We start from the raw sequence: 15,958 nt of genomic DNA, 5'->3' as shown, positions 1-15,958 counted from the left end.
ATCTTATTTTTGTAAAAAATCTTCTTTTTTAAGTTTTACATATCGTCTTTCTGATTTTGTTATTAACAATAGTTGACGTAACCCTAGTTTTATCTGAAAATAAACTCTTTTTATTCGAAAATATAAGTTGCCTTGTAGATTGTTACAATTATCAATAGTTGAAGTGAATATTTTTTCTGGATAGATGTTGTTTAATCCATAATAATTACACTGATCCAGTTGAATAATGGGCGCTGGTTCTACTTGATAGGCTTTGATGCTATTACAAGCAGTAATATGTGCATCAGCTAGTGCAATTCCTTTTCTTTTTTCGCATTGTATGAGTTTTTTTGCTCCATTTGGATAGAGAATATATCCAGCAGCGCCTGTTCTATCTTGATAAAGACGAAGAAGTTTTGAGTTACATTCGAGGAGTACATTAGATTTTGAGATGAATTTTTTTCTACTTCTGTTTTCAAGATTGACTAAATCAATACTTTTTTTATCAGAAAGATTTGCAAGTAATTCGGGTACACATTTTGATAGTAACGCATCGTCTTCTAGTATTAAGGCTGGTTGGTTTGATTGAATTACCTTATTCCATGCACAGCGATGAGAAAAATAACAAGCAACTTCGGTTGCCTTTAAGGGGCGTTGCCAATCTTGGCAATACTGTTTGTGAATTGTTGTACTTACATCAGTGGTTGATATTGCATCTAAGAACTCAAAATCTAACTTAAGTGCAAATAACTGTTCTTGTTGAAAGTTGCGACGTTCTACAGAATTTTCTAAATTAATAACAAAAATATTCATCTACCATCATCCTATTTTTAGCATATGCTTTGCGTTTAAAATGTTTATAGACAAGACAGTGTCAATTTTTTGTAATCTTAGAAGCGCTTCAAGCAATATTTGACCTACAATGTTAATTATTAATACGCCAAACCATATTTATAAGCGTGTCGCCATTACCAATTGTAAACATTAAAGTATTATTCCTTCTATATTGAGGTTGGTATTTTTTCTTTATTATCCTTGTTGTTTTGTGCATTAGTAATGAAACGCCCATTTTTATATTTTGATAGTATTTAGTAGGTATGGACATGCTATGGATAAATCCTTAAGTGCATTATCATCAGAGTAATCTGAAAAAATATCAGTTACAAAAACCAGCCATCGTGTGTTTCAATATTATGAAAATCATTATAAGTGTATATTATCTCTCTATGCAGTAATAAGTTGTTTTTTCTGGCTTTTAAAATCCATACTAATCTTATTGGACAGATTTTTTATTTTTTTGGTTAAAATTGTTGAACCACCTATTTAAAAATATTGGAGAGAGAAACACAACCTTAATCCAAACTTTAAATTTGTACATTATAAAATTAAAGCATTTATTTTAGTGTGTCGACAGGTATCTTAAAAATTTTGAGTAGCTAATTTACCATAAATAGTATTTTGGTTTTTAAGTGACGGTGTTTGATAACGAATAAACACAATATTATTAATGTTTTTTCTTTTTCTAGCATGCCTTTTTGCCAGACAGATTAATCAAAAATTTTTCATCTAAATGTTGAAATATAATTTCAATTATATTCTTAATGCTATCATGCATTTTAACATCATCCTCTTACAATACATATAGGTTGGAAAAAGTTGTATGGTCAGGTGTGTACGTACAAATTTACGTATAGGTTTTGGCTTATACCAATCAAAGTTTGCTTGAGTTTTAAAAGTAGTATTTAGATAGTGACTTGTACCTTGTATTTTTTAATAAAAGGCCGAGCAAAGAGTAAGAAAATTGCCATGGCAGAAACTGGATTTCATGACAATCCAATAAAAGCACAATGCTCTAGGCTACCAAAAATAAGTGGCTTGTTTGGTTTTGTCTTAATACAGTATAAATTTATTTGATCTAATTGTTCTATAGCAAGTTTAATATAATTTTCCTTACCAACAAACACGCCACCTGTGATTATGATTAAATCATAATCAGATTAGAGAGTTATGGCTTAAGCCATTCCTAAGTAAGAGCACAGATAATTTCTCCTGTAAATAAAGTCGTATAATGAGAGCTTGATTGTTATTAATAAGATTGTAATATTTGAGGTTGAATTTGGTGAGAATCAATTGCTGCCATCTTTTTAAATGACATTTTTAATTTAAATGATTACTTGTCTATATAAGATAATCCGATAGAACTTCTATCTAAATTGATAATATAAATAGTAATTTTTGTAGCGTTCATTAGATTTTCCAATATTCTTCAATCCAGGACGATGGCTGGATGTGTCGATACCATTTTCCACTACATCCAATAATTGCTTCGGGGGGATTGGGTAAGCCATGAAATAAAACAACTTTTGAACCCTTGGGTATAAAAGGTGTTTGAAACCAAGACTTTATCCAAGAAGGACAACAGCGATACTTAAAGCTTGGTACCCATTCATCTGGCCAATATCTCAATTTGTCTTGTTTGTACATTTCACGTGATAAGTACGCCTGTTCATGGCGTACTTCGGTTTTCACTAATTCATAATTTTGTTCAAAATGACTTAAAATTTCTGAATGTTGCCCAATTTCAAACCTAAATATTGATGAGTTGCCTTCTATTTTTTTTGGATTTTTCTTATCATGGGCAATTAGAAAGTCACCAGGATAAGTGAAAAAATCATTTAAATTTCCAACCACCACTATATCTAAATCTAGAAATAAAGTAGGTCCAGATAAGCCACCAAAGTCTTTTTTAAATACAGTTAATTTTTGCCAACCCCTTTCTGGCAATCCAGGTGATAGGTCTAATTTTGGTAAATCTTGTACTTCTACCTCGTCTCGTATGCCTATACTATTTTCAGTGAAACACACAAATCGAAACGGCATAAAAAGATGACGAGAAACCATGCCAAAGAGTCGATTAACATACTCAACAGAAAATTTATCACCCCATTTCATGCATACAATATTAACTTTATTCACTTGTTCTTTTTGAAAATTATTTTTTTTGTATAAAATTACTGGTTATATTACAAATAAACATTAATTGATCAGAATTTATATCTCTATTAATCAAGCAAAACTCCAGTTTGGATCTAGTGAATTATTTCGTTATAATACCATAATTGGTAGAATATTATTTTTAATAAAGGACACATACGGTGTATCGTTTAGAACGTTATCGTGATTGACCAATATTAGATTTTATATAAAAAAGCATTAAATAATAACATTTGGTATTATCTGTTATCAGAATAACAGATAATACCAACTTATATGTGTGATTTATTTAGGAAAACGATTAGGTGGTGAGTGTAATTAGTTTCAACTCATTTATTCAAGGATATTATTTATGAATATAATGCCAATTATCTTATCTGGTGGTTCTGGTAAGAGATTATGGCCATTATCTCATAAGCAACATCCTAAACAGTATTTGTCTTTAGTGAGTGATAAAAGTATATTGCAAGAAACAATTTTGCGTTTAGATGGGTTAAATAATTTTATGGATCCCATGATTATTTGTAATATTGACCATCGTTTTTTAGTTGCACAACAATGTCGGGAAATTGGTATTAAAAGTCCAACAATTTTACTTGAGCCGATTGGTAAAAATACCGCTCCCGCTATTGCGGCTGCAGCATTGCAATCAATTAAACAATCAGACGATATAATACTATTTGTACTATCAGCTGATCATATTATTCAAGATATTAAAACTTTTCATAAGACAGTTTATATTGCTATTAAGCAAGCTCAAGCAGGAAAATTGGTTACTTTTGGTATTGTGCCAACGCAGGCTAATATCAATTATGGTTATATCAAATCATCTGAAATTAATATTGATGGTGCATATCAAGTTGAAAAATTTATCGAAAAACCTAATTTGAAAACTGCAGAATCATATTTAGAGCAAGATAACTATTTTTGGAATAGTGGTATATTTGTGTTTCAAGCCAACACACTGATTAATGAGTTAACTATTTATTCGCCCGACATTATTAAATCAGTTAATAAGGCAGTTGATAATGCAATACTAGATTTTGATTTTATTCGCTTAGATAAACAAGCATTTACTAAATCACCAAGTGATTCAATTGATTATGCATTAATGGAAAAAAGTAGTCATGTTGTTGTTGTGCCATTGGATGCACGATGGAATGATATTGGTTCATGGTCAGCACTTTATAATATTGGCACAAAAGATAGTAATAATAATGTCATTTCAGGAAATGTTTTTACTAAAGATACGATTAATACTTATATTAACGCAAATCACCACATGGTCGCCACACTTGGTGTGGAAAATCTAATTATTGTGAATACACTTGATGTTACCTTTATTGCTAGTCAAGATAAGGTTAAAGAGATAAAATCTATTGTTGTAAAATTACAAAATTCTAACAGACATGAGAATGGAATGCACCGAAAAGTTTTTAGACCATGGGGTTGGTTTGACTCTATTGATTCAGGCAAATACTTTCAAGTAAAAAAGCTTCATGTCAATCCAGGTGCAAAATTATCACTACAAATGCATTACAAACGTGCAGAGCACTGGGTGGTTGTAAATGGTACAGCAACTGTTACAAATGGTAAAAAAGTATTAACCTTGGGCAAGGGAGAATCAGCTTATATTCCTATTGGTATAATACATGCCTTGGAAAATAAAACCAGAAAATCATTGGAGGTTATTGAAGTGCAAAGCGGTGCTTATTTGGGTGAGGATGATATCGTTAGATTTGAAGACATATATGCTCGTAGTAAAAAGTGAATAACAGAGTGTATAAATATATTATATGTTGAAATTTTTTTAGAGCCTAAATAGTGAATAAAAAGAAAGCATTAATTACAGGTATAACTGGTCAAGATGGTGCTTATTTAGCAGAATTTTTATTAGAGAAGGGTTATGAGATTCATGGTATTAAACGCCGTTCTTCATCATTTAATACCGATCGTATTGATCACCTTTATCAAGATCCACATACTTCTCATAGAAATTTTATTCTCCATTATGGCGATTTATCTGATTCAATGAGCTTAGTACGCATTATTCAACAAATCCAGCCTGATGAAATCTATAACCTCGGTGCACAATCACATGTTGCAGTTTCATTTGAAATACCAGAATATACGGTAGATACTGTTGGTCTTGGTGCACTTCGTATATTGGAAGCAATTCGTATTTTAGGTTTGGAAAAGAAAACTCGTTATTATCAAGCTTCTACTTCGGAGTTATATGGAGAGGCACAAGAAATACCACAAAAAGAAACTACGCCTTTTTATCCACGTTCTCCTTATGCAGTTGCTAAACTTTATGCTTATTGGATTACAGTTAATTATCGTGAAGCTTATGGTATGTATGCTTGTAACGGAATTTTGTTTAATCATGAATCGCCGATACGTGGAGAAACATTTGTTACTCGTAAAATCACCAGAGCATTGGCTCGTATTTCACTAGGCTTGCAAGATAGAGTTTATCTTGGCAATATGGATGCTAAGCGAGATTGGGGACACGCTAAAGATTATGTAGAAATGCAATGGCTCATGCTACAGCAGGATGAGCCAGATGATTTTTGTATTGCTACTGGTGTTCAATACTCTGTACGTGATTTTGTTAATTTTTCTTGGGGTCATTTAAATAAAAAAATCCGCTGGGAAGATAAAGGTATGAATGAAAAAGGTTATGATATGGAAACTGGTAATTTAATTGTTGCGGTTGATGCACGCTATTTCCGACCAACTGAGGTAAAAACATTACTTGGCGATTCAACCAAAGCTAAAGAAAAACTAGGCTGGGTGCCAAAAATTACCTTAGAGGAGATGGCACGTGAGATGATGGAAAATGACATTAATCTTGCTAAGCGCGATACCTTGATTAAAAGGCACGGCTTTAAAATACCTAATTTTAACGAATAATTAATCCAAGATGCAGCTTAACGATAAAATTTATATTGCTGGTCATCAAGGCTTAGTCGGTTCAGCAATCGTTAGAGAATTAAAAAACCAAAATTTTAAAAATTTAATTTATAAAACTCATAATGAGTTGGATTTAACTAATCAACAACAAGTGGCTAATTTTTTCGCCAAAAAAAAACCACAATATGTCTTTCTAGCTGCCGCTAAAGTTGGTGGGATTTATGCTAATAATGAATTCCCTGCTGATTTTATTTATAACAATTTAATGATAGAAGCTAATATTATTCACAGTGCCTATCAAAATAAAATAAAACGATTATTATTTTTAGGTAGCTCTTGTATTTATCCAAAATATGCACCACAGCCTATACAAGAAATATACTTACTAACATCAACATTAGAGCCTACTAATGAGCCTTATGCGATTGCTAAAATAGCAGGCATTAAACTTTGTGAATCCTACAATCGGCAACATAATACTGATTTTCGCTCAGTTATGCCTACTAATTTATATGGCATAGGCGATAATTTCTATTCTAAAAATTCCCACGTCATTCCTGCTTTAATACGTCGTTTTCACGAAGCAAAAATTAATAATGCTAATGAAGTGGCAGTTTGGGGTACAGGTAAAGCAATGCGAGAGTTTTTGTATGTTGATGATATGGCAAAAGCGTGTATTTTTGTTATTTCTTTTAATAAAAATACTTACAAAAATAACACTGATCCAATGTTATCGCATATTAATATCGGTACTGGTGAAGACATCACCATCAAGCAATTAGCAGAATTAATCAAAAAAGTAACAAGGTTTAAAGGCAAAATTATTTGGAATGATAAAATACCAGATGGTACGTTAAGAAAACGGTTGGACATTAATAAAATTAGTAAATTAGGCTGGCAAGTAACAACTAGTTTGGAAGATGGTTTAGATAAAGCTTATCGATGGTTTATGAATAATGCTAAATAAAATTAAAGACTTAAAAAACCATAGTGGTTTTATGAAATATTTTAAAAATACATCATGGCTGTTTGGGGAAAAAATTCTGCGTATGGCTATAGGATTGTTCGTTGGTATTTGGGTTGTCCGGTACCTAGGTCCAGAGCAGTTCGGATTGTTCAGTTATGCTCAAAGTTTTGTGGGTTTGTTTGCAGTCATTGCCACACTTGGTCTTGATGGAATAGTGGTGCGTGAATTAGTTAAGGGTGAAAATTGTATAAATGAACTTATCGGAACAGCGTTTTGGTTAAAATTTATAGGTGCATTATTCGTACTATTGATCTTAGCTATTGCTATAAATTTCACCTCAAATGACAGTTTTACTAATGCTTTAGTATTCATTATAGCCTCAGCCACCATCTTTCAAAGTTTTAATGTGATAGATATGTATTTTCAAGCTAAAGTACTAAGTAAGTATGTGGTATATGTAAATGTAGTTACTCTTTTTATATCCTCTATCATAAAAATAGTACTTATTTTAAATGAAGCATCATTGATAGCCTTTGTTTGGGTTATTTTGTTCGATAGTTTTATATTGGCAGTTGGGTTATTTTTTTTAAAGAATTCAATTTTAGAAATTAAAAAATTAGTTTTTAGAAAAGAAATGGCAGTTAGTTTATTACGAGATAGTTGGCCGTTGATTATCTCTGGTTTAGCATTGTCAATTCAATCATATATAGATCAAATTATGTTAAAAGAAATGCTTGGTTTTGCTAAAGTAGCATATTACAGTATAGCGTTTAAGTTAATGGCAATATTTGGATTTCTACCAATGATAATTCAGAGTACATTTTTACCTGCTATTATTAGTACTAAAAAAATATCACCAAATCTTTATCGCTTCAGAACGCTTAATTTTTATAGATTGATGATGAGTATGTTCTTAGTAGTATCACTACCAATTTATTTTTTTGGGGAAAGTGTGGTTGTTCTTTTATATGGAGGTTTGTATGTAGAAGCTGGAGCTATTTTTGCAATTTTTGGATTCAGATTGTTTTTTGCATTTTTTGGTGTAGGTAGAAGTAGTTATTTATTAAATGAGAATATGCAAAAATATTCGTTGTATACAATTGCATTAGCTAGCTTTTTAAATATAATTTTGAATTATATATTAATACCAATATATGGTATTAATGGGGCAATGATAGCTACATTTGTATCATTTACTTTTAATATTTTTATATTTGATTTAATAATGAGATCTACAAGGAGCAATGTATTGTTAATGATTGTGGCGATATTTTCATTTTGGAAGCTAAAATTTAGTGAGGTAAATAGTGAGTCCTAAAATTTTTATATTAGATGTAGATGGTGTAATGACAGATGGAAGGTTTTACTATTCATCAGATGGAAAAATCATGAAAGTGTTTGGGGCGGATGATAATGATGCTTTATCATTACTAGAGCCATATCTTGATATTCATTTTGTAACAGGAGATCATAGAGGTTTTGAAATATCAAAATCTAGAATAGTGGACGATATGAAAAGACCACTTCATTTAGTAAGTACGATTAAAAGAATTGATTGGATTAAAGAGAAATGGGACCTAAAAGAGGTAATTTATATGGGAGATGGTATATTTGATCATTATGTGTTTAAAAAAGTAGCTTATTGTATTGCCCCTGCAAATGGTGATGAATATGTGAAGAGTGTAGCGGACTTTATTACTAAGAGAAGTGGTGCGAATCGTGCCGTTGCAGAAGCTAGTTTACATATATTAGAAAATTTTTTTAAGCCATATATTCTAGATGAATTACCAAATAAATAAATTAGATTAAGTGGACACTAGACAGCATGATAAAAGATTTTTTAAAAAATAAAAAAGCCACATTACTATGTAGTGGCCCTATGAGTAAAAATTGTATTGATGCTAGTATAGAATTATCTAAACAATTTAATATACCCCAGATCCTTATTGCCAGTAGAAGACAAATAGATAGTAAGGAATTTGGAGGTGGTTATGTAGAAAATTTCACTACTGAAAAATTTGTAAATTATGTAAAAAATAAAAATGCAAACAAAATTTTTTTAGCAAGGGATCATGGCGGTCTTTGGCAAGGCATATCTGAAATAGAAAATAATTTAAATATATTAGATTCTATGATTTCTGCGAAAAAATCACTTGAAAATGATATTTTAGCTGAATTTAATTTTCTACATTTAGATCCTAGTATTCCAATTCAAGGTGAAAATTTAACAATAGATAAAATCTTAAATAGATTATTTGAACTATATGGTCATACCTTTGAGTTTGCCAAACAAAATAATAAAAATATACAATTTGAATTAGGAACCGAAGAGCAAGATGGTTATGGACAAAGCCTTGAACAATTTGAATATTTCTTAAATGAAACTCAAAAATTTTATAAAAAAAATAAAATAACAAAACCAACTTTTGTAGTTGCTCAAACAGGTACAAAAGTGATGGAGTGTAAAAATGTAGGGATATTTAAAGATGATATTATAACTACTAGTAATTTATCGCTTGAACATTTAAAACAGACTGTATTTCTGTGTAAGAAATATGATGTGATGTTAAAAGAACATAATGTTGATTATCTCAGCAATGAGGCGTTGTCTTTAAGACCAATATTAGGCATCCGCGCTTCAAATGTAGCACCAGAGTTTGGTGTAGTTGAAACAAAAGGTTTTTTATACCTTTTAAATACTTTTGGATATAAAAAAGAATTTGATTTATTTGTAAATATAGCTGTATCCTCAAATAAATGGAAAAAATGGATATTGGAAGATAGTAAAACTACAGCAATTGATAAAACTATTATTTGCGGGCATTATATATTTTCAAATGAACAAATAATTGAAATGAAACAAAAAGTTGTAAGTGGATTGTTACGGAAGAATATAAATTTAGATGAATATTTAAAAACATTGATTAAACAATCTATGACAAGATATATACAATTATTTAAAATGATATGAAGGATATAAAATGGAACTGGTAACTACAAAAAAACCATGGGGAAAAGAGGATCTTCTAGAAAAAAATGAGAAATATGTGTTTAAAAAACTAACAATGTATAAAGGGCATGCATGCAGTTTACAATACCATGAGATAAAAACTGAAACAGTGTATCTTTTAATTGGGAGTTTAAAAGTATATATTGGAGATAAAATAGACGAACTTGATGAAGTTGTTATGAAACCAAATAGTTATCTAACTCTCTATCCATTTAAAATTCATAGAATGGAAGCATTGGAAGATAGTATTTATTTTGAAATCTCAACGCCAGAATTAAAAGATGTTGTTAGACTACAAGATAGATATAAACGAGATTAGTATGCAATATAAAGTTTTAATAGCTTCTGCTGGGCTTGGTAATAGACTGAAAGGTATGACAAAAAATGTTAATAAAGCCTTAATATCAGTTGCTCATAAACCTGTAATTTCATATATTATTGAAAAATTTGATGAAAATGTAGAATTTATTATACCTGTAGGATATAAAGCGCAAACTGTTAAAGATTATTTAACTCTAGCTTATTCGAATAGAAAATTTACTTTTGTTGATGTTAATTTGTATGAAGGCGAGGGCTCTGGTCTTGGCTATACTATTATTCAATGTGAAAAATACTTACAATGCCCTTTTATATTTAGTTCAAATGATACTCTAGTTTTAGAGAATATTAAACCTCCATTACACAATTGGATGGGTCAAGCCAAAATTAAAAATAATAGTCAATATCGAACAATAAGAACTCAAAAAAGAGATGTAGTGGAGATATGTGTAAAAGGTACAAAGGGTGATGTTAAGGCCTATATAGGATTAGCTGGGATTTATGATTATAAAGAGTTTTGGAAGGCTATGAATAGCGGGATAAATCAAGGCTCAATTGAAATAGGCGAAAGTTATGGTCTTAGGTTTTTAATAGATAAGGGGATTGAACCAATTACATTTACATGGTTTGACACTGGCAATATTAATGAATTAAATAAAACAAGAGAGTATTTTAGTAAAAATATTGATGCAAATATATTAGAAAAAGAAGAAGAAGCTATTTGGTTTGTGGCTGATAAAGTTGTTAAATTTTCTATTGATGAGTTATTTATAAAAGATAGAGTGCAAAGAGCAAAAGGTTTGGAAAACTTTATACCAAGTATAATAAATTCAACTACTAATATGTATTCATATAACAAGGTTAAAGGTGAAGTTCTTTCTAAGAATCCTACAATAAGCACTTTTAAGTATTATCTTGATTGGATGGAAAAGTTTTGGATTAAAAAAGATTTAGATAAAAATCAAGAAAAAGAATTTAAAGATATTTGTATGAAGTTTTATAAAGAAAAAACATACAAAAGAGTGAAACAATATTTTACAATTTTTGAGCAGATAGACTTAGAAGAAATAATAAATGGTAATAAAATTCCTAAAATTTTTAATTTATTAGATAAAGTTAATTGGAATGAATTAACTTGTGGTATTCCTGTTAGATTTCATGGCGATTTGCATTTTGAAAATATTCTTATAAATAGTGAAAGTAAAATACCATTTACTTTAATTGATTGGAGGCAAAATTTTGGTGGAATTATGGACTATGGTGATATTTATTATGATTTTGCAAAATTAAATCATGGCATTATTGTGTCACATGAATTGGTTGATAAAAATCTATTTGAAGTGGATCATAGACTAAATACAGTTTATTATGATTTTTTAAGAAAACAAAATTTAGTTGATTGTGAAAATTATTTTAAAAAATGGATTGAACAACAAGGATATAGTTATAAGAGAGTGCAATTAATGACAGCATTAATTTATCTTAATATTGCAACACTTCATCATTATCCATACAGTTTATTGCTTTTTTATCTTGGTAAAAATATGTTAAATGAGATTTTAGGAGAAGGTTAGTGGAAATAAGAACTAGAAATAGATGCGAAATTACAAAGAGTGAAAATTTAGAAATTTTGCATACTTTGAGAAATTTTCCAGTTTATATGGGGTGTACTAAACAATTACAAAAGGAAGACTTGGTTGCTGATATGACTTGGGTTATTTTTAAAAATTCAGGATTGATTGAATTAAAAGAATTGATTCCTTTAAATATACTATATCCTGAAAATCATGCAGGGGCTGTAGGAAAAATATGGGACAATCATCATAATGCATTTGCTAAATTTTTAAGTTACTATAATCCAAATAGTTTGATTGAAATTGGAGGGGCTCATGGGATTTTATCAAAAAAGTACCAAGATATTAACAGCTCAAATTGGACCATTGTAGAACCAAATCCTATTCTAGCTAGTGGAGTAAAAGTCAATCTTATAAAATGTTTTTTTGATGATACTTTTATATTTGAAGATGATTATGACACAATAGTACATTCCCATGTATTTGAACATATTTATGAACCAGATGCTTTTATAAAATATTTATCTAAGCTCATGAAAGATGGAAAAAAATTAATTTTTAGTATTCCAAATATGAAAGTGATGTTAGAGCGAAAATATACAAATTGTATTAACTTTGAACATACAATTTTTTTAACAGAGCCTTATGTTGAATATCTACTTGCTAAACATGGGTTTAAAATAGATAAAAAAGAATATTTTATGGATGATCATAGTATTTTTTATGGCACTATAAAAGATTCATCTGTACAACCTATTCAATTAAATGATAGCCTATATGAAGAAAATAAAAAACTATATTTAGACTATATTTTATATCATGAAGTATTAGTACATAATTTGAATAAAAGAATAGAAAATAGCACCACTAAGATTTATTTGTTTGGTGCTCATGTATTTTCTCAATACCTAATAGCCTTTGGCTTAAATACTAGTAAAATGGTTTGCCTATTGGATAATGATCCAAATAAACAAGGTAAAAGATTGTATGGCACAGATATGCAAGTTGCATCACCAGAAATTTTAAAAAATATTGAAAATCCCATGGTGATACTTAAAGCTGGCGTTTATAACAATGAAATAAAAAAAGATATTTTGAAAAATATTAATCATAATGTAAGGTTTATGGAGTAAGATTTGAACACACCAACTCTAACTATTTTTGCTAATTTTAGAATTAACAATGAAGAGAGATATCAAAGAATGAAAGATTCATTTGAATCATTTAAAGATATTAAAGCCCAAAAATGGGTGATAAATGTTAGAGGTAGTTACAAACTTAAAACTATTTTTTTTTAAAAGAACAACTTAGTGAGGCGCTGTATCCATATGTAATAGAATCTAGAAAAGGGTGGTTTTATGATACACGAGAGATGTTACCTCAAATAGATACAGATTTTGTATTTTTTTGGATAGAAGATCATATTAATATGGCTAATATTGAAAAATTTGATGATATTTTGATTGATATGAGAGAGAATAAAGTTGATCATTTAATATATAGTTGGTGGCATAATGGTACTAAAGATAAATTTAAATGTATAGTTTCACATGCAACAAATCATTTGAATATATATGATATGAATATGAAAAACATCCATGTCATAGAGAAAAAATTTAGCCGATACTTTTATGTACTATCTGCAGTTAGTATTTCTAGTGTTAAATTGTTTAATAAAATTATTAGAACAAATCATCCGAAATTAAAACGATGGTCAAAAGAAACCCCATTTGATTTTGAAAAAAGATCTACGGATACTGGGTTTTATCCAATCACATTGGCCATACCAAAATATGAACTTTTTGCAAGTATTGATGATGATCATGGGAATGATGGTTACTCATTGATAAGTAGAGGTTTGTATAAGAATAGCATGTCTAGGTATGAAATTAAATTAATTGAATTTAGAGAGAAAAGGAAAAAATTATCCATTTTTAGAAAAATTATCCCAAATTTTATAATCGTAAAAATAATTTTTATTTACTCTATTTTGAGAAGGATAAAGTTTACTTGGATAGATTAATATTTTAAGTAAAATAAAAAAGGATATGCCAAGTTGTCAAATAGAATTTTTTTTGTTTAAAATAATAAGGCGGTTGGTTCTAGAGATAGTATGAGAAATAAATTTACACCTCAGTACCCGCTTAATACGGCAGTATTATTTTTAGTTTTTAATAGACTTGATAACACAAAACAAGTTTTTGAAACTATAAAAAAAGCAAAACCACCCAGGTTATACATAGCAGCAGATGGAGCAAGAGAACAGGAAGAAGGAGAGCGTGAAAAGACTCAGGACGTAAGAGATTTCATAGTTTCAAATATTGATTGGGATTGTAAAGTTCAAACTCTTTTTCAGAAGAAAAATCAAGGATGTGGCCCCAATGTTAAATTATCCATAGATTGGTTTTTTAAAAACGAAGAGTCGGGAGTAATACTTGAAGATGATTGCGTTCCTAGACAAAGTTTCTTTTGGTATTGTGAAGAATTGCTAATAAGATATCAGAATGATAATAGAATTGGAATGATCAGTGGTACCAATCATATAGGGCAAGAATTTATTAAAAACTCTTATACTTTTTCAAAATATAAGGCATGCTGGGGATGGGCGGCTTGGAGAAGATCTTGGGAAAATATGGATTTTGATATGAGTTGGTTAGATAGTTGTAGTAAAAATATAATCATTGAGAATATGGGATATGGAAAACATAGTATTGTATATTGGAATAATGTAGTAAAAACCATTCAATCTGGCGCAGTAAGTGCTTGGGATTGGCAATGGTATTTTTCTCTAGCATCTCAGGGACAGTTGAGTATATTTCCTAAATATAATATGGTTGCAAATTTTGGATTTGGAGATAACGCAACACATACATTTGGTCAAGTTCCAAAGGAATTTACTAAAACAAAAGAATTATATTTCCCCTTGTCTCATCCTAAATATGTATTAGCAAACAGTACTTATGATTTTTCTTTTGAAAATAAAAAAATAAAAAAAACTTTTGTTAAGGTTAAGAAAATTATTTCCATGCTAATTAAAAAATTTCTTAATATTAGGTAATTTTATGCATAAAACAATCATTACTTATGGAACTTTCGATATGTTCCATATTGGACACTTAAAATTACTTAAAAAATTAAAAAATATGGGGGATGAGTTAATTGTTGCTGTTTCAACAGAGAAATTTAATCTTGTTAAAAAGAAAAAGATACTTATACCTTTTGAGCAACGCATTGAAATTGTTAAAAATATTAAATGTGTAGATAGAGTAATTCCAGAAGAAGCATGGGGGCAAAAAATTAAAGATATAAAAAAATATGGGGTTGATGTTTTTGCTATAGGGAATGACTGGAAAGGTGAATTTAATTTTTTAAGTAATTATTGTGAAGTTGTTTATTTAGATAGGACAGAAGATATATCTACAACTGAGTTAAAAAAATCTTTAATTGAATTCCTCTCTACTTCAAAAGAGGATTTTCTTAGTATTTTTGAGGTTAAAAAAACCAAATATGATAAATGAGATTTCTACAAATCGAGGTACTTATAAGTACACTCCAATTGAATTATTTTATGGTAGAAAAATTATTGATTTAGATGTTTGTAAAAATAATTTACTTAATTTTAAAACAATTTTAGATAGAAACAATGTTTCTTTTGGATTGACTTATGGAACATTACTTGGTGCCATAAGAGAAAAGAATTTCATTAAATATGATGAAGATGTTGATGTCTTTTGTCTTGATGAAAATAGAGAGACTTTGTTGTCATTATTATTTGAATTAAAAAATAATGGCTTTGTAGTTGCTAGATACGAAAGAGATCTTTTATCTATCATTAGAGATGATGATTATATTGATATTTATTTTTTTAAAAAGAAAATATTAGGAAGAAGGGTTTGTAATTCAGATAGTATTAATTCATTCTATTTAGAAAAATTTGATACAATAAATTTTTTAGATACAAAATTTAACGTACCCAAAAATCCAATGTATTTTTTAGAAAAGATCTATGGTTTAGACTGGAATATACCAAAAAAAAATCAACCGGCAGTTGCTGTAAATTTAAAATTTAAAGTAAAAAAGGCAATAAAATCTGTATTACCAAATTTTTTAATTAATTATTTTAAGAAAATATTAAGAATTTTTTAATTTAAAATATTTCTCATGAAGCAGAAAAACTATGAAAGATGACATGTGATTTTT

16 protein-coding genes are annotated in these 15,958 nt (G+C 29.2%); 14 read left to right on the top strand and 2 right to left on the bottom strand.

The features are described 5' to 3' along the window. Positions 1-3 precede the first annotated feature (3 nt). Together RMAG_RS04500 and RMAG_RS04495 are read right to left on the bottom strand one after the other, a co-directional pair. On the bottom strand, positions 4-792 hold the full coding sequence (locus tag RMAG_RS04500; RefSeq protein ID WP_011738245.1) for a glycosyltransferase family 25 protein: 789 nt from the start codon (positions 790-792) through the stop codon (positions 4-6). 1,434 nt (positions 793-2,226) lie between these two features. Next, positions 2,227-2,931, bottom strand: a complete 705-nt coding sequence (locus RMAG_RS04495) for a hypothetical protein (RefSeq protein ID WP_011738244.1) — start codon at positions 2,929-2,931, stop codon at positions 2,227-2,229. 394 nt (positions 2,932-3,325) lie between these two features. Between RMAG_RS04495 and RMAG_RS04490 the strand changes: the two genes are divergently transcribed. The 14 genes from RMAG_RS04490 to RMAG_RS04430 all read left to right on the top strand — a co-directional run bounded on the left by RMAG_RS04490 (position 3,326) and on the right by RMAG_RS04430 (position 15,904). Continuing rightward, positions 3,326-4,744, top strand: coding sequence for a mannose-1-phosphate guanylyltransferase/mannose-6-phosphate isomerase (locus RMAG_RS04490; protein ID WP_011738243.1), 1,419 nt, complete (start codon positions 3,326-3,328; stop codon positions 4,742-4,744). 53 nt (positions 4,745-4,797) lie between these two features. Further along, the gene (gene gmd / locus RMAG_RS04485; RefSeq protein WP_011738242.1) at positions 4,798-5,889 is read left to right on the top strand and encodes a GDP-mannose 4,6-dehydratase; all 1,092 of its coding nucleotides are present in this window, start codon (positions 4,798-4,800) and stop codon (positions 5,887-5,889) included. 10 nt (positions 5,890-5,899) lie between these two features. Next, positions 5,900-6,856, top strand: a complete 957-nt coding sequence (locus RMAG_RS04480; protein ID WP_011738241.1) for a GDP-L-fucose synthase family protein — start codon at positions 5,900-5,902, stop codon at positions 6,854-6,856. Further along, positions 6,846-8,174: a flippase gene (locus tag RMAG_RS04475; RefSeq protein WP_011738240.1), complete on the top strand. Its 1,329-nt coding sequence runs from the start codon at positions 6,846-6,848 to the stop codon at positions 8,172-8,174. The genes RMAG_RS04480 and RMAG_RS04475 overlap by 11 nt, the downstream gene beginning before the upstream one ends. Beyond that, on the top strand, positions 8,164-8,655 hold the full coding sequence (locus RMAG_RS04470) for an HAD hydrolase family protein (protein ID WP_011738239.1): 492 nt from the start codon (positions 8,164-8,166) through the stop codon (positions 8,653-8,655). The genes RMAG_RS04475 and RMAG_RS04470 overlap by 11 nt, the downstream gene beginning before the upstream one ends. Before the next feature lie 26 nt (positions 8,656-8,681). After that, positions 8,682-9,827: a hypothetical protein gene (locus RMAG_RS04465; protein WP_011738238.1), complete on the top strand. Its 1,146-nt coding sequence runs from the start codon at positions 8,682-8,684 to the stop codon at positions 9,825-9,827. Positions 9,828-9,837: 10 nt separating this feature from the next. Beyond that, positions 9,838-10,185 carry a cupin domain-containing protein gene (locus tag RMAG_RS04460; RefSeq protein WP_011738237.1) on the top strand — a complete coding sequence of 116 codons (348 nt, stop codon included), beginning with the start codon at positions 9,838-9,840 and terminating at the stop codon, positions 10,183-10,185. A 1-nt stretch (position 10,186) separates the two neighbouring features. After that, complete coding sequence (locus RMAG_RS04455) at positions 10,187-11,758, top strand: glycosyltransferase family protein (protein WP_011738236.1); 1,572 nt, start codon at positions 10,187-10,189, stop codon at positions 11,756-11,758. Next, a complete protein-coding gene (locus RMAG_RS04450) occupies positions 11,758-12,891 on the top strand; it encodes a class I SAM-dependent methyltransferase (protein ID WP_011738235.1) in 1,134 nt (377 codons plus the stop codon). Before RMAG_RS04455 ends, RMAG_RS04450 begins: the two co-directional genes overlap by 1 nt. A 3-nt stretch (positions 12,892-12,894) precedes the next feature. Further along, complete coding sequence (locus RMAG_RS05890; protein ID WP_157834490.1) at positions 12,895-13,056, top strand: hypothetical protein; 162 nt, start codon at positions 12,895-12,897, stop codon at positions 13,054-13,056. 131 nt (positions 13,057-13,187) lie between these two features. Continuing rightward, positions 13,188-13,781, top strand: coding sequence for a hypothetical protein (locus RMAG_RS04445; RefSeq protein WP_148196304.1), 594 nt, complete (start codon positions 13,188-13,190; stop codon positions 13,779-13,781). A gap of 90 nt (positions 13,782-13,871) precedes the next feature. Continuing rightward, a complete protein-coding gene (locus RMAG_RS04440; protein WP_011738233.1) occupies positions 13,872-14,816 on the top strand; it encodes a hypothetical protein in 945 nt (314 codons plus the stop codon). Between the two features lie 4 nt (positions 14,817-14,820). Next, positions 14,821-15,276, top strand: a complete 456-nt coding sequence (locus RMAG_RS04435; protein WP_011738232.1) for an adenylyltransferase/cytidyltransferase family protein — start codon at positions 14,821-14,823, stop codon at positions 15,274-15,276. Next, positions 15,266-15,904, top strand: coding sequence for a LicD family protein (locus RMAG_RS04430; protein ID WP_011738231.1), 639 nt, complete (start codon positions 15,266-15,268; stop codon positions 15,902-15,904). The genes RMAG_RS04435 and RMAG_RS04430 overlap by 11 nt, the downstream gene beginning before the upstream one ends. Positions 15,905-15,958: the final 54 nt, after the last annotated feature.

Origin of the sequence: Candidatus Ruthia magnifica str. Cm (Calyptogena magnifica) (assembly GCF_000015105.1) — a bacterium.
Lineage (GTDB): Bacteria > Pseudomonadota > Gammaproteobacteria > PS1 > Pseudothioglobaceae > Ruthia > Ruthia magnifica.
The sequence above is the reverse complement of the archived record's forward strand: the minus strand, read 5'-3'. Positions and strand labels throughout refer to the sequence as shown.